The 24,372-nt window shown below is 47.2% G+C and carries 21 protein-coding genes, 2 pseudogenes and 1 riboswitch; of the genes and pseudogenes, 10 read left to right on the top strand and 13 right to left on the bottom strand.

Translation table 11 applies throughout. From position 1 onward, the window contains the following. Nucleotides 1–8: 8 nt before the first annotated feature. The gene (locus tag D5E69_RS12450; protein WP_159129737.1) at nt 9–1,922 is read left to right on the top strand and encodes a vWA domain-containing protein; all 1,914 of its coding nucleotides are present in this window, start codon (nt 9–11) and stop codon (nt 1,920–1,922) included. A gap of 120 nt (nt 1,923–2,042) precedes the next feature. Here D5E69_RS12450 and D5E69_RS12445 read toward each other — a convergent pair whose 3' ends face one another. Both D5E69_RS12445 and D5E69_RS12440 read right to left on the bottom strand, forming a co-directional pair. Next, nucleotides 2,043–3,176 carry a toxic anion resistance protein gene (locus tag D5E69_RS12445; RefSeq protein WP_159129736.1) on the bottom strand — a complete coding sequence of 378 codons (1,134 nt, stop codon included), beginning with the start codon at nt 3,174–3,176 and terminating at the stop codon, nt 2,043–2,045. Between the two features lie 22 nt (nt 3,177–3,198). After that, the gene (locus D5E69_RS12440; protein WP_048003782.1) at nt 3,199–3,828 is read right to left on the bottom strand and encodes a 5-bromo-4-chloroindolyl phosphate hydrolysis family protein; all 630 of its coding nucleotides are present in this window, start codon (nt 3,826–3,828) and stop codon (nt 3,199–3,201) included. Between the two features lie 250 nt (nt 3,829–4,078). On the opposite strand from D5E69_RS12440, the gene D5E69_RS12435 reads away from it, so the two are divergent. Then, complete coding sequence (locus D5E69_RS12435; RefSeq protein WP_159129735.1) at nt 4,079–5,260, top strand: D-alanyl-D-alanine carboxypeptidase family protein; 1,182 nt, start codon at nt 4,079–4,081, stop codon at nt 5,258–5,260. Nucleotides 5,261–5,423: 163 nt separating this feature from the next. Here D5E69_RS12435 and D5E69_RS12430 read toward each other — a convergent pair. The 4 genes and pseudogenes from D5E69_RS12430 to D5E69_RS12415 all read right to left on the bottom strand — a co-directional run bounded on the left by D5E69_RS12430 (nt 5,424) and on the right by D5E69_RS12415 (nt 8,754). After that, nucleotides 5,424–6,796: pseudogene (locus D5E69_RS12430) on the bottom strand (IS3 family transposase). Nucleotides 6,797–7,035: 239 nt separating this feature from the next. Continuing rightward, the gene (yidC, locus tag D5E69_RS12425; protein ID WP_347566682.1) at nt 7,036–7,851 is read right to left on the bottom strand and encodes a membrane protein insertase YidC; all 816 of its coding nucleotides are present in this window, start codon (nt 7,849–7,851) and stop codon (nt 7,036–7,038) included. Further along, nucleotides 7,836–8,120, bottom strand: coding sequence for a hypothetical protein (locus tag D5E69_RS12420; protein ID WP_148795236.1), 285 nt, complete (start codon nt 8,118–8,120; stop codon nt 7,836–7,838). The genes yidC and D5E69_RS12420 overlap by 16 nt, the downstream gene beginning before the upstream one ends. Nucleotides 8,121–8,304: 184 nt before the next feature. After that, nucleotides 8,305–8,754, bottom strand: coding sequence for a cupredoxin domain-containing protein (locus tag D5E69_RS12415; protein WP_048003779.1), 450 nt, complete (start codon nt 8,752–8,754; stop codon nt 8,305–8,307). Nucleotides 8,755–8,890: 136 nt separating this feature from the next. On the opposite strand from D5E69_RS12415, the gene D5E69_RS12410 reads away from it, so the two are divergent. Continuing rightward, nucleotides 8,891–9,244, top strand: a complete 354-nt coding sequence (locus tag D5E69_RS12410; protein ID WP_063191598.1) for a DUF1033 family protein — start codon at nt 8,891–8,893, stop codon at nt 9,242–9,244. A gap of 22 nt (nt 9,245–9,266) precedes the next feature. On the opposite strand, the gene D5E69_RS12405 is transcribed toward D5E69_RS12410, so the two are convergent. From D5E69_RS12405 to D5E69_RS12395, 3 genes and pseudogenes are all read right to left on the bottom strand, one after another. After that, nucleotides 9,267–10,394 carry a Ger(x)C family spore germination protein gene (locus D5E69_RS12405; RefSeq protein ID WP_063191597.1) on the bottom strand — a complete coding sequence of 376 codons (1,128 nt, stop codon included), beginning with the start codon at nt 10,392–10,394 and terminating at the stop codon, nt 9,267–9,269. Between the two features lie 2 nt (nt 10,395–10,396). Beyond that, on the bottom strand, nt 10,397–11,506 hold the full coding sequence (locus tag D5E69_RS12400; protein WP_063191596.1) for a GerAB/ArcD/ProY family transporter: 1,110 nt from the start codon (nt 11,504–11,506) through the stop codon (nt 10,397–10,399). A gap of 35 nt (nt 11,507–11,541) precedes the next feature. Continuing rightward, nucleotides 11,542–13,022, bottom strand: a pseudogene (locus tag D5E69_RS12395) (spore germination protein). Nucleotides 13,023–13,303: 281 nt separating this feature from the next. Between D5E69_RS12395 and D5E69_RS12390 the strand changes: the two are divergent. From D5E69_RS12390 to recQ, 3 genes are all read left to right on the top strand, one after another. Continuing rightward, a complete protein-coding gene (locus tag D5E69_RS12390; protein ID WP_048003775.1) occupies nt 13,304–13,519 on the top strand; it encodes a cold-inducible protein YdjO-related protein in 216 nt (71 codons plus the stop codon). Between the two features lie 114 nt (nt 13,520–13,633). After that, nucleotides 13,634–13,765: a hypothetical protein gene (locus D5E69_RS23840; RefSeq protein WP_283957821.1), complete on the top strand. Its 132-nt coding sequence runs from the start codon at nt 13,634–13,636 to the stop codon at nt 13,763–13,765. Between the two features lie 124 nt (nt 13,766–13,889). Further along, nucleotides 13,890–15,983: a DNA helicase RecQ gene (gene recQ / locus D5E69_RS12385; protein ID WP_063191595.1), complete on the top strand. Its 2,094-nt coding sequence runs from the start codon at nt 13,890–13,892 to the stop codon at nt 15,981–15,983. Nucleotides 15,984–16,033: 50 nt separating this feature from the next. Here the strand turns inward: recQ and D5E69_RS12380 are convergent, their stop codons facing one another. After that, a complete protein-coding gene (locus D5E69_RS12380; RefSeq protein WP_048003773.1) occupies nt 16,034–17,635 on the bottom strand; it encodes an ABC-F family ATP-binding cassette domain-containing protein in 1,602 nt (533 codons plus the stop codon). A 215-nt stretch (nt 17,636–17,850) separates the two neighbouring features. On the opposite strand from D5E69_RS12380, the gene D5E69_RS12375 reads away from it, so the two are divergent. Both D5E69_RS12375 and D5E69_RS12370 read left to right on the top strand, forming a co-directional pair. After that, nucleotides 17,851–18,270 carry a DUF4395 domain-containing protein gene (locus D5E69_RS12375; protein WP_048012886.1) on the top strand — a complete coding sequence of 140 codons (420 nt, stop codon included), beginning with the start codon at nt 17,851–17,853 and terminating at the stop codon, nt 18,268–18,270. A 104-nt stretch (nt 18,271–18,374) separates the two neighbouring features. Then, complete coding sequence (locus D5E69_RS12370) at nt 18,375–18,887, top strand: YhcN/YlaJ family sporulation lipoprotein (protein ID WP_159129734.1); 513 nt, start codon at nt 18,375–18,377, stop codon at nt 18,885–18,887. A gap of 41 nt (nt 18,888–18,928) precedes the next feature. Here D5E69_RS12370 and D5E69_RS12365 read toward each other — a convergent pair whose 3' ends face one another. Then, nucleotides 18,929–20,221 carry an NCS2 family permease gene (locus tag D5E69_RS12365; protein ID WP_048012844.1) on the bottom strand — a complete coding sequence of 431 codons (1,293 nt, stop codon included), beginning with the start codon at nt 20,219–20,221 and terminating at the stop codon, nt 18,929–18,931. A gap of 77 nt (nt 20,222–20,298) precedes the next feature. After that, nucleotides 20,299–20,399: riboswitch (purine riboswitch) on the bottom strand. Between the two features lie 192 nt (nt 20,400–20,591). Between D5E69_RS12365 and D5E69_RS12360 the strand changes: the two genes are divergently transcribed. Beyond that, on the top strand, nt 20,592–21,452 hold the full coding sequence (locus tag D5E69_RS12360) for a CvfB family protein (protein ID WP_048003770.1): 861 nt from the start codon (nt 20,592–20,594) through the stop codon (nt 21,450–21,452). A gap of 123 nt (nt 21,453–21,575) precedes the next feature. Then, nucleotides 21,576–22,658 carry a C45 family autoproteolytic acyltransferase/hydrolase gene (locus D5E69_RS12355; RefSeq protein ID WP_082824360.1) on the top strand — a complete coding sequence of 361 codons (1,083 nt, stop codon included), beginning with the start codon at nt 21,576–21,578 and terminating at the stop codon, nt 22,656–22,658. Between the two features lie 7 nt (nt 22,659–22,665). Here D5E69_RS12355 and D5E69_RS12350 read toward each other — a convergent pair whose 3' ends face one another. Beyond that, the gene (locus D5E69_RS12350) at nt 22,666–23,160 is read right to left on the bottom strand and encodes a glycosyl-4,4'-diaponeurosporenoate acyltransferase CrtO family protein (protein ID WP_156489344.1); all 495 of its coding nucleotides are present in this window, start codon (nt 23,158–23,160) and stop codon (nt 22,666–22,668) included. Nucleotides 23,161–23,177: 17 nt separating this feature from the next. After that, nucleotides 23,178–24,284, bottom strand: a complete 1,107-nt coding sequence (locus D5E69_RS12345) for a glycosyltransferase family 2 protein (RefSeq protein ID WP_231578780.1) — start codon at nt 24,282–24,284, stop codon at nt 23,178–23,180. Nucleotides 24,285–24,372: the final 88 nt, after the last annotated feature.

Below are 24,372 nucleotides of genomic sequence, written 5' to 3'. Positions count from 1 at the left end.
GGTTAATCATGCATCGATTTATACAATTCAATGATGAGCGCATCGATTCCTTTCTGTTCATGGAGATGGCGGATCTCGCCAAAACCCTCTCAAAGAATGGTGAAATGTCCTTGAAATATGGTCCATTTTCCTATCTCGATCCGAAAAATGAAGTCGTCTATGTCAGTCACTTCTGGGATCACCGGGATAAAAGGGACGAGACATATGGGTTAAAAAGCGATGTGTATCTTCGCACGATCGGGAATCTTGGACACACAGAAATGAAAACGGTGGAACGCTATCTTCGAGCAATCGACCGATCACCCGTGAAGCGCTTTGCCAAACAGCTCTTTGTGATCGGGGAAGAAGTAAGACTCGAGGAAATCTGCAAATCGGAGCGACCTGGTACGAAGGCATCATTCAGTGTAAGGAGAAGGATCTATCGGCAATTTTTTGATGCGCAGCTAAAAGTGAATTTGACGAAAAGTGTATTTACAGATGCTTTATTCAACCAGCTGTTTTTGCTCCTTCATGCACAATCACCGCTGGAGGAAGCGGCGGCCATTTCGGATGAGATCGATCTCATGATGCCATTTCTCCAGCGGCAGCTATCCCTTCTATACGAAACGAAATCCACCTCCGACGTTGTGAAGGTGTGTATGGAGATGGTCGAGGTATGTGAAGACGTGTTGAAGAAGGACATGCTGAATGAATACTTCCATCTCCCGGAAGATGTATATGCTGAGGAGCCGGACCAGACGTTTGATGATCTGAAACGCGGGGATCCCCTTGCGAACGATGATGTTCTTGAGGAGGAGAGTACAGGGGAAGAGGAAATCATGGATGAGGAGTTCCGCACCTGGCATCGGGAATCCGAAGAGAAAGGGGAATCATTCCTGCAATTCGATCTGGATCAGGGAAGTTCCTCCGATCTCATGGGAGAAGGTGTACGGGAAGGAGAAGACGGGGATCAGGCCATGGCCATGGTACAGGGTACATCCAAACAAACCGACCGTGAGATCTACGAGACTCATAAAGCGGTCGATCAGGAGCATGAAGAGCGTGGCATGGGAGATCAACCGTATGGAAAGGAAAATCGTTATGCAGAAGCGGTCTTTCTTGCTCCAGATGTACCATCTTCAGAAGACAAGGCAGCCTACGGTGTGAATAAGGCAGCGGTATTCACCTATAAGAAAAAGCTCCAGAAGATGATCGAAAAGACTCTGGAGCATAAAAGGATCCAGCCAAGAACGGATCTCCACTTCGGCAGGTTGAATAAAAAACTCCTGAGGCTCCTTACAGATGATGTGCCCAGATTGTTCTACAAAAAACATGATCCTTCCACCGAGCTGGACGCCGTATTCTCCCTGCTGGTGGATTGTTCGGGCTCCATGTTCGATAAAATGGAAGAGACAAAGCTTGGAATCACATTATTCCACGAATCCTTGAAAGGTGTCAGGGTGCCACACGAAGTTGTGGGGTTCTGGGAAGATACCAATGCCGCTACTTCCCATTCTCAACCCAATTATCTTAAGCCTGTCCTGGAATTCCAATCTTCCTTGAAGCCATCCAGTGGTCCTGAAATCATGCAGCTTCAACCTGAAGAGGACAACAGGGACGGATTCGCCATCAGATTGATGACAGATCGGATCCTTCAAAGAGGGGAGAAGCAGAAGTTCCTGCTGGTCTTCTCAGACGGAGAGCCGGCTGCCATGGATTATGAGCAAAACGGCATCGTTGATACCCATGAGGCCGTCCTAGATGCACGAAAAAAAGGCATTGAAGTCATCAATGTATTCCTCGCCAGCGGTGAAATTGACGAAGGTCAGCGCAAAACGATTCAGAACATATACGGGAACTACAGTATCCTGGTGTCGGATGTATCAGAGCTACCTGATGTTCTGTTCCCACTCCTGAGGAAACTGCTGATCAGCAGCATTTAAGGTTGTGCCCATCAGCGGGTTACGGTGACGTCCGTCTCGAGGGGACGTCCGTGACCCAGGGCGGGATACGACCCATGCAAAAACCGGGCGATCATTGGATCGCCCGGTTTTTTTGATCGTTTATTTTCTGATTTCGATGAGTTTTTGCTTCAGTTCCTGCTCCATCGTGACCATTTCCTGTTCGGCCTGCTGACGCTTCTGTCGCCCTTCTGCCTGGATGGCCAACGTTTCTTCAATCGTTGAAATAAGGTTTTCCTGCGTTTTTTTCAACGTCTCGATATCGATGATTCCACGCTCATTTTCCTTAGCGGTTTCGATGCTGTTGACTTTCAACATCTCGGAGTTCTTCAGAAGGAGATCATTGGTCGTTTGCGATACCTGCTTCTGAGCCGTGACGGCTTTTTGCTGATTCAGCAGGGTAAGGGCAATGGCAATCTGATTTTTCCATAGCGGGATGGCCGTGAGGACCGACGCCTGGATTTTCTCTGCAAGTGCCTGGTTGGTGTTCTGGATAAGGCGGATCTGAGGTGCGGATTGAATCGTCATCTGCCTGCTCAGCTTAAGGTCGTGGATCCGCTTTTCCAATCGGTCAAGAAACTGGGTGGTGTCATTGACTTCCTGGTATAAGAGCTCGTCGCCGGTTTCTTCTGCCTTTTTCCTGAGTGTCGGAAGGAGGGTCCCTTGAATCTCATCCCGTTTATATTCAGCCGCTGCAATATACATATTGAGGGCGTGGAAGTAGTCTTTATTTTTTTCATACAGCGTCTCAAGGAGTCGATTGTCGTCCATCAGGGTCTTTTTAGAATGCTCGAGCCTGACCGAGATCCTGTCGATCTGTGATCCGATCTTCTGATACTTGGAAAGGACTTCCTGAATGGATGATGAGACCTTACGGAACAACCGTTTAAAGACTCCTTTTTGCTTTGAATTCAATTCGTCAGGGTTCATGAGCTCCAGTTTCTTCATGAGGTCCCCGAGCACGTCACCAATCGGTCCGATATCCCGTTTTTGAACGTGATCGAGCATGGAATTCGAAAAATTGGAGAGCTGGGATTGAGCGGCCGTCCCGTACTTCAGGATGGCCTCATAATCTTTATAATCGATCTGTTCTGCGAGCTGCTTCGCCTTTTGCTGCTGCTCTTCTGGCAGGCGCTCCATGAGGCCGTTGACCTTCTGAGGCTGAGGGGTGAGGCCTTCATCGAAGGGATTGGATAATAGCTGATCAAGTTCCGAGTATTCTTTGCGTTGTTCCATGGGGTGGTTCCTCCAGTCGTCATCATTTTATCGTCTTTTGTTCTTCCAATCTTTTCTTTGCAAAATCCAATTCAAAGTGAAGGGTGTCCATGTCATCGGCCAGTACCTTGCGCAGATCCTGCTCCAGTGAAAGGGAGAGTTCATCAAGGGTGGTCTTCGTCTGTTGAAGGGATTTGAATGCTTCCTTGTCCTTACCTGGTTGGGACGCAAGAAACGTATACTTTTCGGTGATTTCAACAACGGAATCAAGGTGATAGTAGAAGAACGACTCTGCCTTGAAGAACCGCCGGGGCTCCCGTTTGGCAAGCTGGTAGATCCTCTTGCTCAATCGACTCAACTCAAGGATCTGCCTGAAGGCACCCAGTGATCTGACCTTGAGCTGCTGCCTTTGCAATCTGTTTATTTTAAGTTTAGCTTCTTTTAGGTTCCTGGTGATGAAGATATATTCCCTGCGGGTGATGCCATTCTTCTTAAGCCACAGATGCTTTTGGATCTGCTTCGTGGAATAGAAGGCGAGAAAGCTGGTGCCGACGGCTGCCGCGACAGAAATGAAAAAACCGAGGTCGAATGCCAGTAGATAGGTGAAGAATCCGGCTGCTCCAGCACTCCAGCCGATACCTGTTCTCGTTAAGACTTGTAGAAATGTATTCATCTCATCTACCCCTTAAAAAATATGCTGACTGTCTATACGTTCCGGTGATAAAAAAAGTTTCATCTGCTGTCTCTATTGTAGAACAATCGCAGTGAAATTGGAAATCCGTAACCCTTGTGACCGCAAAATATGTCATTATCTGACAGGATTCTTTCAATTTCTTAACAAATCACTGGGAATAGTGTTTAAGCACTTCAATTTTTTGATAGAATGATTGAGGTGTAAACATTGAAATGACAGGTGAGTGGACATGATGAAACGAATCGCAGCAGCCGCTTTATTATTCGGCTTATGTTCTGCAACGACAGCGACTGCCGAAGAGGCACCCGCAAAAAAACCAACAAATGTCTACAGCGAGACCGCTGTAGTTTTGGATACGAATACAGACAGCCTCCTTTATTCTAAAAATGCTGAGAAGAAAATGTACCCGGCTAGCATCACCAAAATCGCTACAGCCATCTATGCAATCGAGCACAGTGCCCTTGATGAAGAGGTGACAATCAGCCGAAAGGCAGCCAACACCGATGGATCGACCGTGTACCTGGAAGAAGGGGAAAAGATGAGCATGGAACAGCTGCTCGAAGGACTGCTCATCAATTCCGGGAATGACGCCGCAGTGGCCATTGCGGAGCATGTTGCAGGATCGGAGGATGAATTTGTCGATAAACTGAATACGTTCTTGAAGGAAAAGGCACGGGTGGAGCACACCCACTTTACAAACGCCCATGGATTATTCGACAAAAATCACTATACGACAGCCAAAGATATGGCAGAAATCACACGCTATGCCATGCAGAATGATACATTCAGAAGTCTTTTCGGCATCCAATCTATGGATTGGTCTTCAGAAAGCTGGGATACCACATTGTACAATGCACATAAGATGGTGAAGGGGGAGCTTCCATACCCTGAGGTGACCGGCGGAAAGAACGGATTTGTTGATGAATCCAGGCACACGCTTGTAACTACGGCGGAAAAAGATGATGTCTCCCTTGTCGTCGTGACGATGAAGGCTCAATCAAAGCCGGCCATATATGATGATACGAAGAAACTACTCGATTACGGACTGGACAGGTTCACTTCGAGTTACATTCCAAAGGATACCGTTTTCACATTCGATGGTAAGCGTTTCAGGCTTCCAAGCGATTTTCATTATACCCAGCCGACCAACGGCCACATCAGTGAGAAAATGAGCGAAGACGGGCTTTTGACGCTGTTCAACAAAGAGGGGGACGAGATCACGTCTACAAAATTGGAACGGATTGACGCCTCCTCAAATCTGCAAGAGGATCATGCCCTTGCAACCAATGGGCCAGGCACCGTTCACAACGGCTCTCCTGAAAAAGGGTATATCATGCTACCCTTTTATCTATATCTCATCATCATGGTCATTGCAGGTACAACCTTTATCAGAAGAAGAAATGCTCAATAGTCCATCCTAATGAAAAAACGAGGCTTGGACTAAACTAAACAGGTACCAGTTCATGACGGACACGATCAGTCTAGGTTCTTCATGCCGCTCATGATTCCCGTGCAAGACTTCTCTTTCCACGGGTAGCCCGTGAGCCTCCCCGGCAAGCTGCACTGGACCCAAATTATTGGACACCCACTTTTTGATTCATTCGTTGTGTGTACAGTCGGTATTCTACCGGGCTCTTTTTACCGAGCGTAGACTTAATTCGCAAGTGGTTGTAGTAATCCATGTATTCTTCTAATTTTCGGTTGAACTCTTTGAGGTTCCGAAAAGTTTCTCTGTAGAGAAACTCTGATTTCATGATGCCGAAGAAATTCTCCATCACGGCGTTGTCATAACAGTTTCCCTTCCGAGACATACTCTGAGTGATGTGATGGTCCTTGAGTATCCTTCGGTACTTAGGCATGCGATAGTGCCAGCCCTGATCAGAGTGAAGAAGAAGGTCATCGCCTTCACGTAGACGTTCGACTCCTTGAAGTAACATCGTTTCTACTAAATCAAAGCTAGGTTTCGTGTGAAGCGTGTACGTAATGATTTCTCGATTAAACAGGTCTAACATCGCGGACAAGTACAGTTTCTGTCCGGCAATCTTGAATTCCGTCACATCGGTTACCCATTTTTGGTTCGGTTTCGATGCCATGAATTTTCGGTCGAGGGTGTTGGGCGCCGCTTTTCCAACTTCCCCTTCATAAGACCGGTATTTCTTCTTTCTTACCAGGCACTGGAGCCCTAGGGCTTTCATAATGCGAAGGACTTTCTTTTTATTGATGTCATACCCTTTTGCCTGGAGTACATCCGTAATCCGACGGTAACCATAACGGCCTGAATGACGGCGGAAGATCAAGGTAATTCTTCTTTTCCACTTCCGATCAGGATCGGGTTGGTCCCACTGTTTTTTGATGAAGTAATAGGTGCTTCTAGGGAGGTTCGCTACTTTGATGAGCTGAATCACCGGGAACGCATTCCTTAGTTCAAATACTACTTTCGCTTTGATCTGTTTGGTGATGATTCCTCCTGAACTAAGGCTCTCAGCTTTTTTAAATAAGCATTCTCCATCTCTAAATAGGCGGCGTGTGCTCGTAGCTCTTCGGGAGTCATGTCTTCTAATTTCTTATGTTGATTGGGTGGTTTAGGAGTCATCGTCAAGGCCCTCATTTCCTTTGAATCGAAGGCATCTCGTCCCCTTTTCTCCCACTTTCTCAACCACCTGCGCACAATACAGGGATCGGGAAGGTGGAAATAGGCAGATGCCTCTCGAATGGAGTAATTCTTGTCCGTAATATAGTGAAGTACCTTTAGTTTAAAGGCAGGAGAATACGTTGTATAGGGAAAAGAAAAGGCTTGATCACCATGATGGCGAACCAACTTGACCCAATAGCCCAGCGCAGCAGCATCCACGCCTTCTTGTGAAGCTAAATCTCGAAAACTAACCGTTTCATCCTCCAAGTAACGTTTGGCCAGTTGAAGTTTAAACGTACGGGTGTGCTTGTTCATTTATAACCCCTCCTTTTAGGATTGGGGTGTCTAGTAATAAGGGGGCAGCACACAAGCCTGCGGGGTCTCACATCACCTACTCTTCCCGCAGGAGTCCTCGTCTTGCACTCCAATCAACCGCTAGAAACAATTTAAATGCTCATGAAACAAATGAAAAACCCGGCATCATTTTCCTTATATTAGAAAAATGATGTCGGGTTTTACTATAACTAAGACACTTTTGTCTCAGCCTCGTTTTTTTATTTTGCTGGTTTCGTTTCTTTCTCAACGGCTTTTGGTGCGTACAGCTTTTTGCCGATGAGCGTTTGGATGATCAGGAAGGCTCCACCCGCTGCCCAGTAGAGGGGAAGGGCAGATGGCGCATTCAATGAGAAGATGAAGATCATGACAGGTGAGAGAAGTCCAAGGATCTTCATCTGCTTCTGCTGCTCAGGAGTCATACCGATCAGGGTTACCCTCGACTGGACGAGGTAGACAATCCCGGCGATGACCGCCATGGCGATATTCGGCTCTCCGAGATTGAACCATAGGAACGAGTGGTCGGCAATTTCTGTTGAAGAGCGGATGGCATAATACAGGCCGATAAGGATCGGTGTCTGGATGATTAAAGGGAGGCAGCCCATATTCAATGGATTGACGCCGTGCTTTTGGTATAGCTGCATCATTTCCTGCTGAAGTTTCTGCTGCTCTTCTTTATTCTTCGTTTCTTTGATCTTTTTCTGTATAGCCGACATTTCAGGCTTCATCACGTCCATCTTCACTTTCATTTCCTGCTGATTTTTATAGGTGCGCAGCATGAAAGGAAGCAGGATCAAACGGATCAGGATCGTGATCACGATGAGAGCAAGTCCAAAGTTCCCACCTAGGAATGTTCCGATCTCGTGGATCAGGTAGGCAAATGGATTGACGAAATAATCGTGGAAGAATGCTCCGTCAGTCGTAGCACTCTGACATCCCCGAGTGTGATAGCGGATATGAGTATAAGTAGTGATATGGTTAATTTCTTCAATGATGTGTTCCTCCTTGAGTGTTTGGATTGTTAAATGAATTGACAATCCAAGGAGGACGGTTCATCACTTTCTGCATGATAAAAGAGGAATTTCATCATTTTGATCAATCTGGTACCGGCGGTTTCATTCTGGTCTGCCTGAACTTCCGCGACCCGTTGAATCCCATCAATCCGTTTATAGGGCGAGTGGGAATAAAGCTTGAACGGGAAAGGAAATTGATTCAGTAACAGGATCAGGATGAATAACAGCAGGATGCTGAAGTGGATCGGGCTCAGATAAAAATCGATGAACTCCTGCATAAAAAGAATAGACAATGGAGGTTGGCTCCTTTATTTAAAGGTCATACAAGTTAGAGTATACTTCTTCTGCAGGGAAAAATCCATGATAATCTATTGGACCATGTTGGTCATTTTCCCACAAAGGACCGCCACCTGGCCATTTTGAGCCTCTGCACAGACGTCTTGCGGGAAAGGGAGATACCCCGACCAAAAATCCGGCTCATTGGACGACAATGTAGGCGATCATGGGGCCGTTTTGCTCCATTGTTTCATGCAGGTCGCACACGAGTTTATACGTTCCGGGGTCGGCAAAGGTATAGTGCACCACCGTTTCTTCCCCTTTTTTCACCACTCCGGTCACGTTTGTCCCCTCAATGTGGAAGGGATGCTCATGTCCATTCACTCCGAGGATCCTGAGTTCGACCTCTTTTCCGCTTTCAACAACAATCGTTCCCGGGTCCCATCGATAGGATTCGATCTTTTTACCACCAGGCAGTTCTGATGAGAATTCCCCCGTCACCAACTGAAACACCTGTGCTTTCCCGCCTGGGAGGGAAACGGTCGGATAGTCATCCCGGTTCGACAGGTACCAGAGAGTGCCTGTAGCAATCATCACGATCAGCATACCTGTGATCAGGAACCTTCTTTTAGATATGGAATAAAATTTCATAGGTTCACCCCTGTATCGTTCTTGTCCTATAACTATGCACCGCAGCACAAGAACTTGTCTCCGTCCAGAGGATAGAATTGAAATGTTTTGCATTTTCCTTATTTTTTTGTACAATTTGGGGAGAAGGAGTGGGAATATGGAATCAAAATGGAAAGTGATCAAAACGAAGAGCGATGCTGAACCATGGTGGTTCTTCGAAAATTGGGAACAGGATATCGTGGAAGAATGGTCCTTTGACAATGAAGTTGAAGCCATGGAAAAATATAAGGAACAAATTCTCCATCACCGATCCCTCTATCCAAATATGAAAGCAAAACATGTTCATTCCATTGCCTTTTGGAATCCGGAAGAAATTGAATTCTGTGAGGCATGTGACGATGATTTACAGCTATTCATCGGCCTGATCCTGTTCAAAGACGGGAAGCCGGCGGAACATTTGCCATCCAACGAACTATCAAAGGTACTCCATGACTATATGATCAATCGATAAGGGCCGCCCAGTGTCGGCCCTTTTAATTGATGACTCCGGTGCGGACGATTTCATTTTCAACCGTCACATGAAACGTCGCTTTTTGGTAAAGGTCGGTCCATTCTTTACGTGTCAAATCCTGATGACCCCTCACGCTCATATACTTCATCCCGAATCCGACAGGGTCCGTATGATTCTCCTGTAGAAAAGTGAGGACATCTTTAATGGACTCCTCCATCTTTTGATCAATTTTACTTTCAAGCAGTCCAATGACTTTCGGATTTCCAAGACGAAGTTCCTCCGACATTTCCAGTAAGCGTGACTTGACCTTCAGTGTGATGTGGAAATCCGGCTGATTTCGGTCGGGCATGCGGATCTTGAAGGAAGAGCGTATGCTGTCCAGCGTGATGAACAGATTTTCCTCAGTACGATCTTCACGGTCCCATTTGGATAGATGATTCTTGAAAGGGTCTAACGGGACCCCCAATTCTACACTGCCTACTTCATATTTTTCTATAAGAGATCGTATATAGAAAAATTTCTCCTTCCCGACACTTTGTACGAAACGATCTTCATCAAATAGTGCAAATCCCTCGATCCCCAAGTCCCCATCCGTGATCGACAACATAGGGAGGATGGCATCCTTCCCGACACTACCATAATCTGTAACGAATTCCTGCAGTGTCGGTGCGATGATCGTTTCCCCATCTACGTTCTGCTGGATGAGATTATAAAGATACGTCCCTGTATTGGATGGTTCTTCCTTTAATGGAAAAGTCAAAATCTCCTCAGCAGAAGAATCGGCCACTGCCAGATATACCATATTGCCAATGGAGGAATCCCTTTCAAGTGTATCCACAAGGTGAGCGATCCCTTCTTCCGCGATATCCCTTCCGTAGACCGCGACCCTGAGCTGACCGGATACGAGTTTATGATCGGTTTCAAGGTTTTGGGAGAGCCTGACTCCCTTGGTTGTCCGGGCAGTCGTGGTCAGCGTTTTCTCTACTTCATCCATCGATGGGTTGAATTGATAAAGAACGGTGGTGCCTTTAATTTTATTATCGTCTTCCTTGTCGTAACCGACAGCCGTAATCAGCCCCAATTTCTCAAGGTACTTGGTCTCCAGACATCCTGTAAGAAAGAGGAGACAGAAGCAAAGGATACAGAGCATTTTCACGAGCGACTCCTCCCTTTTGTCAATCGCATCCTGATCTTGACCAGGGCGAAGAGGATGAAGGGGTAAATGAAAGCGAGGACAAAACTGCCTGTGGCGATCCGGTCCGTAATGGTATTGATGAGGACCCTGTTCTCCAAAAAGATGGAGATAAGCCAGATCGCAAGGCAGAAAATGATGATCGATTTCTTATGGGACACGTTGAACGTCCTTTTCATCCCCCTGATGGCACTCCAGAAGTAGGTGCAGATATTGGGTAGAATAATAAGCATCCAAAAGGAGACTGCGATGAATTCAAACCGTTCCAAGTTCGGGATTCTGAGGATTTTGAACATGGATAGGATGGGCCAAATCGTTTTCATCAATGTCTCTTGGGAGAAAAAACCGATCGAGACGACAGTCAGGACCGTAAATAGGATCGTTGTGTAACCTGAACCGATCAAGGCGAATTTCAAGACTTTCTTCTTTTCTTTGATATAAGGGTAATATACAAATAAAAGTTCAAATCCCACCATGGAAAAGCTGCTTTTGTAGATGCCCTTCATGAGTTCATCCGGTGAAGCCGTCATGACGGGGAGCAAATGATTGAAGCTCATGAATTTGACCGGGGTGTAGATCATGAACACGAGCCAAAAGGCGAAAATGAATCCGAGGAAGCAGATCCCCGCTACAACCCTGAAGCCTCCGCTCACTCCATAGGCCAACAGGATGAGGAGGAGGCCCATCACAAGCCACGGCTGGATCTTAGGGAAAATCCACGCCTGTACCATCTCAATGTAATTCATCATGATGATGAACGTTACACACAGAAGATAGACGACATACACGCAATTGAAGAATACACTCAGCCACTTTCCATAGACATCCCTGTGTATGCCATAAAGATCCGCCGACTCATATGACTTCAGGATGGCGACCATGATGAAAAGCACAAGGCTGATGGAGAGACCGGACAAGAGGACACTGATCCACGCATCCCTGCCTGCCTCCATGAAGACGATACGCGGCAGACCGGCAATCCCGACGCCGGTCTGTGATGTATGAATGATGAACATGACTAGAAATGCGTTGATCATGAATTTTGGCTGGGGATCCAGGTTTACTTTCATGGAGACCCTCCTTTCCATCGTCACGGGTCATATAATCATTTTTTATGTTTGATTTTCTCTTCCGGAATCCTGCCAGCATCACTGGGGTGGTTCGTGACCGGTCGCTTAGAAAGGAACTGATAGGGGAGTCGGAAGAGACTATACTTCAAATCCTGATACCTGAACGGGTAAGCTGGTGACAGGTATGGTCTTCCAAGAGTGGTCAGCCTTAATAAGTGGATGAGAAGGAAACAGAAACAAAACATCATCCCCAATCCACCGTATAAGCCTGCCATGATAATCAGAGGGAAGCGTAGAACCCTTACGGCTGTACCGATGGCATAGCTAGGGGCGGTAAAGGAGCCCAGGGCACTAATGGCGATGATGATAATCAGGATATTACTTGTAAATCCCGCTTCTACGGAAGCCTGTCCGATCACGATCCCTCCGACGATACCCATCGTCTGACCCACTTTGGTCGGCAGTCTCGCCCCTGCTTCCCTTAATAACTCGATGATGAATTCCAGCAGGAGTGCTTCGAAGACGGGGGGAAGGGTACATTCGACCGGGATTGGCCGAGCGAAACGAGAAGGGCCGACGGAATCACCTCGTAATGATACGTAATGACGGCCACATAGGCGGGTGTAAGCAGGATCGAGAAGAAGATGGCAATGAAACGAACAAGGCGTAGGAATGTCCCCATGTTCCATCGCAGATAAATATCTTCCGTCGATTCAAAAAAACTCAGGAAAGTCGAAGGACCTATGATGACCGTTGGGCTCCTGTCCACAAGGATCCCGACCTTACCATGAAGGAGGGATACGCTTACCCGGTCAGGCAGCTCCGTTGTAAGGAACTGGGGGAAAAACGTATAGGAATTATCCTCAATCATCTGGGTCAGGACCGTTGAGTCCAAAATGCTGTCCACTTCAATATCCTGGATGCGCTGACGGAAGGTATTCACATTTTCTTCGTCGGCAAGGTCCCTGATATAAACCATCTGTACTTTGCGTTTCAGCCGATCTCCGACTTCGAAGGTTTCCACGCATAAGTTGGGGTCGTTCACATTGGCACGAACCAGATTCAGGTTTTTTGATATCGACTCGGTAAAAGAAACCTTCGGACCGAAGACGAGTGATTCGGTCTCAGCCTTTTCCAGGCTCCTCGTTCCGGGATCACTGATGTCCGCTATTGTTGCGTACTTTGATTCTTCATGAAAGACGATGGCAGCCCCATTGAGGAGCTGACTGATGGTGTCTTCAACGGAGTCGGTGGTCGAAAGTCCCCCGATGGAAATCACACCATGGACCTCTTCGTCTGACAAGGGGTCAGGCCAGTCTTCGAGCGGTCGAAGGATATGACTGTGCAGAGCCTGTGAATCGATAAGGTCTTCAAGATAAGCGATGGTGTAAGCTTGAGATCCCTTCTCCAACTGCCTCATCACGAGATCACTGCTGGATTGTACTCTTCCATTCAGAGCGTCTAAAAGAACGCTGCCGAAAGGTCTCTGTTGTTTACTCTTGATCACGATGTTCATCACCCTGTCATGACTCATTTACCTTTTAGCCTGCCCGGAGATGAGCATATTACCCCGTGTATCATCATAAAATGAGGGAGATGATCTTGCATATTTTCCCTGGATTCCATCCATACTAGGGAGGAGAAGGATGTTCACTATATTTAAAAGTAAAAGTATGGTACAATAGAAGTGAACATATAGCATATATCCATCAACCCTTACCATCTACAGCAGTTTTATTTTTTCCATGTTAGAAAGCTTAGCGGGAAAATCCTACTTATCTTAAAGGAGGACATTCAATGGCTTTTGGTCGTAGAAATCAAGTTGAGGAAGAAATTAAAACAGAAGAAACAAAAATTTGGGCTTGTTCCGCTGAAGATTGTAAAGGCTGGATGAGAGATAATTTCAAAAGCGAAGACACTCCTAAGTGTCCGTTGTGTAAAGAAGATATGGTACAGTCGACAAAGGTTCTGCAGGTTGTGGATAACCCCCATCCTACCTTGAAGACTTCCTGATCGGGACCGACAATCGTCGGTTCTTTTTTCTTTTGCCCGCCCAAATGCTAAACGCTTTTCCGGTTTGATGAATACACTGTATTGTATTTGTATTCTGACTTCAAGGGAGGGAGCATGGTGGCTGTGAAAAAAGAGACTGACACAAAAAAACCAGAAGAAACGCGTCGTACCGTATGGGAGCAATTCTGGAAAGGGACGGCGCCAAACGAAGATAAAAAGGAATCCAAAGAAATCAAGTGGTTTTGAAAGAGAGGCGGTATCACGGAAGTCCGTGACCGCCTTGTTCATTTTTAGTGTGGACTCTTTATTGGCAGATAGGAAAATCTGTTTTACAATTAGGGGACCACAATCATGATAGGAGGTCGAAGGTTTGCAGCAAGCCATAAATGTATTAAAAGAGTATTTCGGATATGATTCATTCAGAACCGGGCAGGATGAGATTGTGCAACATGTTCTAGCCGGACGGGATACTGTCGGGATCATGCCTACTGGAGGAGGGAAGTCCCTTTGTTACCAGGTTCCGTCTCTGCTCCTGGATGGAGTGACCGTCGTCATTTCACCTCTGATTTCCTTGATGAAGGATCAGGTCGATGCCCTCATCCAACAAGGGATACCAGCCACTTACATAAACAGTACGCTAACGGCAAGAGAAACGGATGAAACGATGACCGGCCTGTCAGCAGGTGAGTATAAGCTCCTCTATATCGCACCGGAGCGATTGGAATCAAGAAGTTTCCTGAGATTCCTTCAAACCCTTCCCATCCCCCTTGTAGCGGTTGATGAAGCCCACTGTCTCTCCCAATGGGGACACGATTTCAGACCGAGCTACATGAACATTTCCTCGGCCGTGGGCCAACTTCCGACCAACCCCGTCATACTCGCTTTGACGGCTACGGCGACCCCTCAAGTTCAACAGGATATCCTCCAGCATCTTCACATCCGTGATGAGAATATGGTACTGACAGGGTTCGAACGCGACAATCTGTTCTTCCAAGTCGTCAAAGGGGAAAACCGAAAAAAATGGGTGGAGGATTACGTAAAGAAGAACCGGGATCACTCTGGGATCATTTACTGTGCCACAAGAAAGGAAGTCGAAGCTCTGCATCAGCTTCTCGAACGGAAGGGAATCTCAGTCGGTAAGTACCACGGTGGTTTGTCCGATCGTCTCCGTGAAGAACAGCAGGATGCTTTCCTGAACGACTCGATATCCATCATGGTGGCCACGAATGCCTTCGGTATGGGTATCAATAAATCAAATGTGCGGTATGTCATCCACTATCAACTGCCGAAGAATATGGAAGGCTATTATCAGGAAGCCGGAAGGGCAGGACGTGATGGACTCGACAGTGAGTGCATCCTCCTTTTCGCTCCGCAGGATATCCAGACTCAGCGATATATCATCGAGCAGAATCTATCGCCTGATATGCAGATGAATGAAATGCAAAAGCTCAGGGATATGATTGACTTTGCCCATACGGAATCATGCCTGCAACAATATATCCTCACCTACTTCGGAGAGGAAGGGGATACAAGATGCGGAAAATGCAGCAACTGCCTGGATGACCGTGAACAGGAAGATGTGACGGTCAGAGCACAGATGGTCCTATCCTGTATGCTGAGGATGAATGAGCGATTCGGGACCTCCCTGATTGCCGGGGTCCTGACCGGATCAAAAAATAAAAAAATCATAGATTGGCGATTTGATGAGCTCTCCACATACGGACTCATGAAAGATCAATCGCAAAAGGATGTCTCCCTTTTTATTGAGTATTTGATCGCAGAAGGAGTGATTGCGGTGGAAGGGGGGAGCTACCCCATCCTCAAAGTGTCTGCAAAGGGAAAAGAGGTGCTGTTGGGGCAGAGATCGATTTCAAGGAAGATCCAAAAGACGGCGGTCCGGGTCATCAAGAAAGAAGATCCCCTCTTCGAATCACTTCGCCAGATCCGAAAAGAGTTGGCAGAAGGAGCAGGTGTTCCGCCATTTGTCATCTTCTCGGACAAGACGCTTCATGACATGTGCGAAAAGCGTCCCAAATCACGGGATGAGTTCCTCGATGTGAGCGGAGTGGGGCAGAATAAGCTCGTTAAATACGGAGATGCGTTCCTGAAAGGAATCGCAGACTTTGAAGAGAGGGAAGTGAATGAAGAAGAGTCCGGAGAACTAATTGTAGAAGATGGGCCTTCACATATCGTGAGCTATCAGCTATTCATGGAAGGGTACGAGCCAAAGCAGATTGCTTCACGGAGAGGCATGAGTTCGACGACGATCGAGAATCATATTGCCCGCGCCTACGAAGAAGGGATAGGTAAGGATTGGACGCGTTTGTTTTCAGAAAAGGAGGAAGGGCTCATCAGGGAGGCCGTGGAAGAGGCAGGTTCAGATAAACTCAAGCCTATCAAAGAGCTCTTACCGGATGAAATCAGTTATTTCCAGATCAAAGCATTCCTTGCAAAACACAAATAAAAAAAGCCTCGCCGGAAACATGATGCTTCCGGCGAGGCTTTCTTCTTTTATCAAGCTTTTTGCGCCGCTCTCATTTCAAGGAATTCATCATAAGATGATTCTTTGTCAATAAGTCCTTCATCGGTAAGCTCAATGATGCGGTTGGCAATCGTTTGAACGAACTGATGGTCATGGGAGGCGAAGATCATGGCACCTTTGAAGTTGATCAATCCATTATTGAGGGCAGTAATGGATTCAAGGTCCAAGTGATTCGTCGGCTCATCGAGCATAAGCACATTCGATGAGCTGAGCATCATCTTCGACAGCATACAACGAACTTTTTCTCCACCTGAAAGCACTCCCGGTTTCTTCAATACTTCTTCTCCGGAGAACAGCATGCGGCCAAGGAATCCGCGCAGGAACGTTTCGCTCTCATCGTCAGGAGAATATTGACGGAGCCAGTCGACAAGGGTCTGCTCGCTGCCTTCGAAGTATTTCGAGTTATCATTCGGGAAATATGCCTGACTTGTCGTGACGCCCCATTTGAATGAACCGCTGTCCGGCTCCATCTCTCCAGAGAGGATTTTGAAAAGGGTCGTTTTGGCAATTTCATTTTTACCGACAAGGGCAATCTTATCTTCCTTGTTCATGATGAAGCTGACATTGTTCAGTACCTTCACGCCATCAATCGTTTTGCTGAGGTTTTCTACGCGCAGGACGTCATTTCCGATTTCGCGTCCTGGTTGGAAATGGACGTAAGGGTAGCGCCTTGAACTTGGCTTGATATCATCAAGGCTAATTTTCTCAAGGGATTTCTTACGGGATGTCGCCTGCTTCGATTTGGATGCGTTCGCACTGAAACGCGCTACGAATGCTTGGAGCTCTTTGATTTTCTCTTCTTTTTTCTTATTTTGGTCCTGTGCCATCTTTAGAGCCAGCTGGCTGGACTCATACCAGAAGTCATAGTTCCCGACATAAATCTGGATCTTGCTGAAATCGAGGTCCGCAATATGCGTACATACTTTATTCAGGAAGTGACGGTCATGGGATACGACGATGACGGTGTTCTCGAAATTGATCAAGAAGTCTTCGAGCCACTGGATTGCCTGAAGGTCAAGGTTATTCGTCGGCTCATCAAGAAGCAGGACATCGGGTTTGCCGAATAGTGCCTGTGCAAGGAGTACTTTTACTTTTTCTCCACCGGTAAGCTCCGACATCAGCTTTGTATGGAGGTTTTCACCGATTCCAAGACCCTTTAAAAGGATCGCAGCTTCTGACTCGGCTTCCCACCCATTCAATTCTGCAAACTCACCTTCAAGTTCCGCTGCTTTCATGCCATCTTCATCAGAGAAGTCCTCTTTCATATAAATGGCGTCTTTTTCCTGCATCACTTCATAAAGGCGGCTATGTCCCATGATGACTACTTTCAGGACTTCATGTTCTTCATATTCAAAGTGGTTCTGTTTCAAGACAGCGAGTCGCTCACCTGACCCCATGGAAACATGGCCGGTTTGTGATTCGATCTCTCCTGATAATATTTTTAAGAATGTGGACTTGCCGGCACCGTTTGCCCCGATCAAGCCGTAACAGTTCCCCGGTGTGAATTTTATATTGACGTCCTCGAATAATTTTCGGTCGCCGAAACGCAAACTTACATCTGATACTTGGATCATGTATGAAACCCTCCTAATACTCAATCTAAAAGATTATACCATGCAAGAGGCTCAAAAAGATAGGGAAGTCGGCTCTTTTAGCCTTACATGAAGGATAACGCAGAAGCATCCTGCCAGGAGATGAGGAAGAGATGCAAGCGGATAAAAAAGTTTTGCAAATTTTGATGCAACGCTGTATGATAAGTAACAAAACCAATCGGAAAGGTCGGATTTGTATGGAGCCTAAAACGATTCCCAAGCCTCTTGTCCAATTGAATCAGTGGAGCATCTTATTTTTTGTACTCTGCTTCTGGATTTTTCACGTTGAACATTACCTGCTCATCCCATTGGCAGCCAATGCATGTGGTGCCTTTTTAGGCTTCAATCCGATCGTGAAAGCTGGCCGGGCATTTTTAAGGAACGACGCCTCCACCTACATTCAGGAGGATGCCGAACAACAAAAATTCAATAGTACGATCGCGGTGATTTGTCTTGCTGCTGGTTATCTCTCATCCCTTGCAGGCTGGTCGATTGCGTCGGTCGTATTCACGGCCATGGTGTTCATATCAGCGGCCGTTGCATTGCTTGGCTTCTGCATCGGATGCTTCATCCGTTTTCAATGGAAGAGGTATCAATATAAACGGTCACACAGCTGAAATAAAAACGATCCGGGCCCATCAGGTCCGGATCGTTTTTTGCATGAATAGAAAGTTCAAGGTCGGGGATAGTAAGGAGGAATACGAACTAGGAGGAAAGAAAAATGAAAAAATTGATCCTTACGGGAGCATCGATCTTGATGATCTCCGCAGCAGCAGCTGGATGTGCTTCAAAAAACGGCACAGATAAAGAAGGAATGAATGACAACCTTCAAAACGTGAACTATGACAACCAGGCCGAACGTGACTATAACAATGATCAAATGAATGATGGAATGATGAATGATGGGAACTACTCCATCTCAGAGGAGGCTGCCAATAAGGTTGCCAACCTTGATAACGTAAAGAGCTCCTATGTCATGGCGACCGACCATAATGCCTATGTAGCGGCAGTCCTTGATAATGGGAAATTGAGCAAGGACCTCGAAGACAAGATCACAAAGCAAGTAAAGGAAACAAATGGAAGCATCCATAACGTCTACATTTCAACCAACCCTGCATTCGTTGACCGCATGAAGGATTATTCCGGTAAGGTGAAGAACGGTCAGCCGATCGAAGGCCTCGGAGAAGAAATCAGCGGCATGATCCGCAGCGTATTCCCGAATCGCAACCAATAAAACAAAGAGGACCGGATGAGATTCCGGTCCTCTTTCTTTATTCATGAGACGGCGAAGAATAAGATGAACAGTGCCGCTAGTACATACATGATCGGATGAACTTCCCTGGCCTTTTTCGACGCGATCATGGCGAAGGGATACAGGACGAACCCTGCAGCAATACCGGTCGCGACACTAGAGGTAAGGGGCATCATGATGATGGTAAGGAAGGAAGGAATGAATACTTCCAGCTTGCCCCAGTCGATATGCCTTACCTCTGTTGCCATCAAGGCACCGACAATGATCAGTGCCGGCGCCGTCACTTCGGGGGTGATGACGGACAGGATCGGCGAAAAGAACAGAGCAATAGCGAAACCGAGTGCGATGATTACTGAGGTGAAGCCTGTGCGTCCCCCTACGGCAACTCCTGCAGATGATTCAACGAAAGATGCCGTCGTGGAAGTACCAAAGATGGATCCTGCCACTCCAGAGGCGGAATCGGCGAGCAGGGCGCGTCCGGCATTCGGGATCTGGTTGTCTTTCATCAAACCTGCTTGACTTGCGACGGCAATTAAAGCACCTGCGGTGTCGAAGAACGCCACGAAGAGGAAGGTGAAGATGACGGCGAAGATCTTCAGTGAGAAGATGTCGCCGAGATGGCTGAACACGACTCCGAACGTAGGAGAAAGACTTGGTACCGCCCCGACCACGGAATGGGGCACATCTATTTGTCCGACAATCATGCCAAGGATGGTCGTGATCACCATCCCGTAGAAAATCCCTCCTTTAATGCCCTTCACAAGGAGCATCAGAGTGACGATGAAACCGAAGACAGCAAGCAGTGCCCCCGGTGACCCGAGGTTTCCAATGGACACAATGGTATCTGCATTCGCCTGGATCAGCCCGGCATTTTTAAAACCGATGAAGGCAACGAAGAAGCCGATACCCCCGGCAATAGCGAATTTCAGATCGGACGGGATGACGTTGATGATCTTTTCACGTATTTTCATCAAGCTCAGGATCATGAAAATGATGCCGGCAATGAAGACACCGGTCAGGGCCGTTTCCCAAGGGACGCCCATCCCGATACAGACGGAAAACGTGAAGAAAGAGTTGAGCCCCATGCTCGGCGCGATTCCGACAGGGAAGTTCGCCAGCAGCCCGATCAGCAGCGATCCGACGATGGCAGAGAGCGCAGTAGCGGTGAAAAGGGCACCTTTATCCATACCGGTCTGACTTAGTATGATGGGATTGACAACCAGTATATACGCCATGGATAGGAAGGTTGTAATCCCTGCCAATGTTTCTTTACGGTAATTTGTACCACGTTCTTCAAATTTGAAGAATGCTTTCATAATAACCCTCCTAGGATGAGAACAATAAAAAAAACCCCGGCCCCAGACCAGAGTTCACTCTACAAAAGGAATGTATATGAAAACATTCATCTTCTTGTAGACAAGCCATTTAGGGTAGCTGGTAGAAACGTTCAAGCCATATTCTTGAACTTATACAAGGGTTCATGTATTTTATTATAATCAGAATAGATGAATCATATCAAAATCCATCGAAACGGGTCAATATATGAGGTAAATGTTCCTTTTTTCACTCTTTTCTAAATTGATTCTTTATTCCTAAATGGCCGGACGCCCTATACATAAGGTAGGAAACAGGCTATATTTAGGGAATACGATTATTTAATACTTGTTAACGGCAGGAGGAAATACAATGTCTTCATTAAAACCGGGCGTGGTGGCGGAACTGACGGCCGACCAGGAAATGCCATACGGATTCTTTTTAACCGATGGTGAAAATCGCGTGCTGCTCCACCACTCTGAAATGACCGAAGAACTTCAAGAAGGGGATACGGTGACCGTGTTCCTTTATCATGATAAAGAAGTAAGGCTGGCTGCGACGATGCGTATCCCGAAGATCCAGGTAGGATATTACGGTTGGGCAGAAGTAGTGGATAAGCATGAAGACCTCGGAGTATTCGTCAACATCGGTCTTCCGAAGGATATCCTCGTTTCTGGTGACGACCTTCCAAAATTCTTTTCACTGTGGCCGGAACCGGGAGATCAGCTGTTCATGACCTTGAACCGCGATAAGCAGGACAGGCTGTATGGCCGTCTGGCAACGGAGAACATCATCGAACAGGTAGCAAGGAGAGCTTCTTCCGAAATGAACAGGGCAAGCATCCAAGGAAGGGTTTACCGCCTCCTTCGGGTAGGCACCTTCTTCCTGTCTGAGCAGGGCTATCGCTGCTTCGTCCACGAAAACGAGCGTCGTGAAGAACCGCGTCTCGGTCAAATGGTCGAAGGGAGAGTCATCGACGTGAAGGAAGACGGTTCCCTTAATGTATCATTCCTTCCATTAAAGCAGGATAAGATGTCCGATGATGCAGAGATCATTTTCGAATATCTCCTTGAGCGTAACGGCTCTATGCCCTATTGGGACAAAAGCCTTCCTGAAGAAATCAAGGACCGTTTCAACATGAGCAAGGCATCATTTAAACGGGCTCTGGGCATGATGATGAAAGAAGGCAAGATTTATCAGGAAGATGGCTGGACATATTTGAAAAAAGATTGATGGAAAAAGGAGTGGCTAATTCGCGCTCCTTTTTTTACATTGCCGTCCGTAGGGGGGGCAACGAAAAATGGATCCTGTATTTCCTGAGACTGGTGAACCACATATGAAAGGAAGGCGACCTGTATGCAACTGGTCAAAGCAAGTGTCATTGGTTCAAGAGGGACGCCCTATGAAGTGGGAGTGGACCTAGGAAATCAATTAAAAGGGTCCCCCCTTTACGGTTTTCATCTGGAGAGAAGAAAGAAGTCCCGGAATTCCTATGCGACAGTAATGTCTGAGGTGAGGGATCTCTTCATGCAGTATGATCCTTCTTTGTGGGAGGAAATCAACGGGTTTGCCGAAGGGATCGGTTGGACTCTGGAAGAAACCGTCCATGAGTATTCAGGATATCAGGCGGATTGGCCGGTGTCAGGCTGTTCGGCACTGGCAAAAGACGGGATCTATGTCCGTAACTATGATTTTCATCCGAAAACCTATGAAGGAAGACTGCTTTTGACCCAAACAGAAGGAGCCTATTCGAGCATCGGGTTTTCGGGCAGGGGTATCGGCCGGATCGACGGTCTGAATGAAAAAGGGCTGGCCCTTGGCTTCCATTTCGTGAATCGTATGAATCCTGGAAAAGGATTGATATGCACGACGTTAGCGAGGATGGTCCTGGATACTTGTTCCACAACGGAAGAAGCGGTGGCCCTCCTCAGTGAACTTCCACACCGGCAAAGCTTCAATTATTCCATTCATGATCGCAAGGGGAAGTCAGCTGTGGTGGAAGCAAGCCCGAGAGGTGTGCAATCATATGAATCAGAGGGAAGCCTCGTATGTGCCAATCATTTTCAATCCCCTGATCTTCTGGGGGAAAACCGTTTCCACATCAAGGAGTCCAAGGAGCGGTTGGTCCATTTGAATGAAATGATGGAAAGTCCCATTACACTGATCGAGGGATTCCAAAGCTTTCATCACGAAGAGAGCAGGATCTTCAAAAAAGACTATGAGCAGTGGAACGGAACAATCCATACGGTAGCCTTCGACTGCAGAAGCCTCTCGGCCGTCGTGGGCCTTGGGAGCGGATCCCGGGGTGTGACCATCGATTTTTCGAAATGGCTGAAGGGGGAGAGGCTACACATAAAAAAAATCGTCGGAAGATTTCCGACGACGGAAATATTTCACTTCATGGAAAGGGAGAAAGAACCGGGGAGGTCGAGCGATTGATGGCGTTTCATGGTGGAGGACTTCCCCGGTCCTTATGCTTAAGGTGCACAACTCCAAGGGAACTATGCATGACCGGTTCATCGCTTCGCATGATCCCCAATAGCCTCATGCGATTATACCGCTGAATGAGGATCAGGGGCAGGTTGAACGCAATCCCGTATGCCCCCATCCACCAGCCGATCGTTCCTCCGCCGAAGAGGATGAAAAACGGAGAGGGGATGAGCTGGAGCCAGTGGCACAGCTCGGCCCGGTTCAACTCCGCGAGGAATCGTCTCCTGCCACTTGTCCTTTTGAGGCCGATGTCCTTCTTTGAGATCCCGTTACGGAACCATGCTCCGGCATCGGGGAAGACGCTTTTCCACTTCCTAACCACCATGATCCGGAACCAACCGTCCCCTTCGAACCCCCTCGGTTTGAACACACTTGTAAGGCGGAGCAGGGTGCCTTCCTTCAAGAGTGAACAGCCATAAGCCGTCAAGAGATGAATGCTCAACCAAGCCAAGATGTTGAACAGGATGATCATTTCATTTTTTCGTCCTTTCCTTTATCAAGAACAATGTACCGTCCTTTCCACTTGACCTTCTTTGTAAGAAACGTCTGCAGGAAGGACCGGGTAAAAGCAAGGAGGAAGAATAGGAGATGGATGGGGAAGAGAAGGGTGTCCAAAAATGTGAAGTTCCCGATCACCCTGGAAATCAGATACAGTTGCAATGCAAGGACTCCATACCCTGTCATATAAACATAAGGTGCCTCCACCATTCGATCGACACCCTGAGCAAGAAGTGACACCAGGGTGCCGATCCATACACAGGTTAGAATCGTCGCAAAGGGATGCCCCGATTTCGCTCCGGAAGCGAAGCTTTTGGACCACCCCGAAAACAGTTCTTCGATCCCGACTTCGTACATCCTCATGTTGACCGCTCCTTTACCGTTGAGCGCGCGCACTTTTTCGCCGCGTCCCGAAGCCTTCTTGGCGAATGAAAAATGCTCGACCACCTGCGTTCTCATGTCCTCATGTCCACCAAGTCGTTCATAGCTTTCCTTTGAACTTATCATGCACTGACCGTAGCCGCCACGGGTCCTGCCGAGGAAATGTACAGAGGCCATGATGATCAGTTGGAAGAAAAGGGAGAAGGGCTCATGGCCATGCTTCATCACATGGTAAGGCTGGATTGTCAGGATCCCGTCAGAATGCTGCTCTTCATAGGCCTCACAAAGCTTGAGGAGTCCCGAGCTATCGAGCCATGTATCACTATCCAAAAATATCAGGATATCTCCCTTCGCTGCATTGGCCCCGTGCCAACACGCCCACGTTTTCCCTGCCCATCCTTCAGGCAGAGGGGGTGTATCCACGATGTGTACACCATAAGAACCAGCAACATCTTTCGTCCTATCGGTCGACCCATCATTGACGACAATCACCTCTAATGGTGACGCCAATTGCTTGGAGAGGCTTTCAAGAAGCCTGCCTATGGTGCCTTCCTCATTCCGCGCCGGAATGATGACGGAACATTTTTTGACCAGAAATGCTTTTTGTACATGTATGTCCTTCTTCAAACGATGAACCTTCGGAAATAAGACAAATGTCAGAATGATGGCCGTGATCCAAAGCGTCATATCATACACCTCAATCAATCGTATTTATAGCTCATTTTAGTCATGAACACGTCTCCCCATACGTTTCTTCGATTAGATTCTGTGAAAAATGGCAAGA

The sequence above is a fragment of the Rossellomorea marisflavi genome (genome assembly GCF_009806575.1).
GTDB classification, from domain to species: domain Bacteria; phylum Bacillota; class Bacilli; order Bacillales; family Bacillaceae_B; genus Rossellomorea; species Rossellomorea marisflavi_A.
This window is presented reverse-complemented; position numbering and strand designations above follow the sequence as displayed.

Excerpts from the sequence above, each read along its gene's own strand:
- D5E69_RS12450 (WP_159129737.1), top strand. The coding sequence starts at position 9 with ATGCATCGATTTATACAATTCAATGATGAGCGCATCGATTCCTTTCTG.
- D5E69_RS12445 (WP_159129736.1), bottom strand. The coding sequence starts at position 3,176 with ATGGAACAACGCAAAGAATACTCGGAACTTGATCAGCTATTATCCAAT.
- D5E69_RS12440 (WP_048003782.1), bottom strand. The coding sequence starts at position 3,828 with ATGAATACATTTCTACAAGTCTTAACGAGAACAGGTATCGGCTGGAGT.
- D5E69_RS12435 (WP_159129735.1), top strand. The coding sequence starts at position 4,079 with ATGATGAAACGAATCGCAGCAGCCGCTTTATTATTCGGCTTATGTTCT.
- D5E69_RS12415 (WP_048003779.1), bottom strand. The coding sequence starts at position 8,754 with ATGAAATTTTATTCCATATCTAAAAGAAGGTTCCTGATCACAGGTATG.
- D5E69_RS12410 (WP_063191598.1), top strand. The coding sequence starts at position 8,891 with ATGGAATCAAAATGGAAAGTGATCAAAACGAAGAGCGATGCTGAACCA.
- D5E69_RS12405 (WP_063191597.1), bottom strand. The coding sequence starts at position 10,394 with ATGCTCTGTATCCTTTGCTTCTGTCTCCTCTTTCTTACAGGATGTCTG.
- D5E69_RS12400 (WP_063191596.1), bottom strand. The coding sequence starts at position 11,506 with ATGAAAGTAAACCTGGATCCCCAGCCAAAATTCATGATCAACGCATTT.
- D5E69_RS12390 (WP_048003775.1), top strand. The coding sequence starts at position 13,304 with ATGGCTTTTGGTCGTAGAAATCAAGTTGAGGAAGAAATTAAAACAGAA.
- D5E69_RS23840 (WP_283957821.1), top strand. The coding sequence starts at position 13,634 with ATGGTGGCTGTGAAAAAAGAGACTGACACAAAAAAACCAGAAGAAACG.
- D5E69_RS12380 (WP_048003773.1), bottom strand. The coding sequence starts at position 17,635 with ATGATCCAAGTATCAGATGTAAGTTTGCGTTTCGGCGACCGAAAATTA.
- D5E69_RS12375 (WP_048012886.1), top strand. The coding sequence starts at position 17,851 with ATGGAGCCTAAAACGATTCCCAAGCCTCTTGTCCAATTGAATCAGTGG.
- D5E69_RS12370 (WP_159129734.1), top strand. The coding sequence starts at position 18,375 with ATGAAAAAATTGATCCTTACGGGAGCATCGATCTTGATGATCTCCGCA.
- D5E69_RS12365 (WP_048012844.1), bottom strand. The coding sequence starts at position 20,221 with ATGAAAGCATTCTTCAAATTTGAAGAACGTGGTACAAATTACCGTAAA.
- D5E69_RS12360 (WP_048003770.1), top strand. The coding sequence starts at position 20,592 with ATGTCTTCATTAAAACCGGGCGTGGTGGCGGAACTGACGGCCGACCAG.
- D5E69_RS12355 (WP_082824360.1), top strand. The coding sequence starts at position 21,576 with ATGCAACTGGTCAAAGCAAGTGTCATTGGTTCAAGAGGGACGCCCTAT.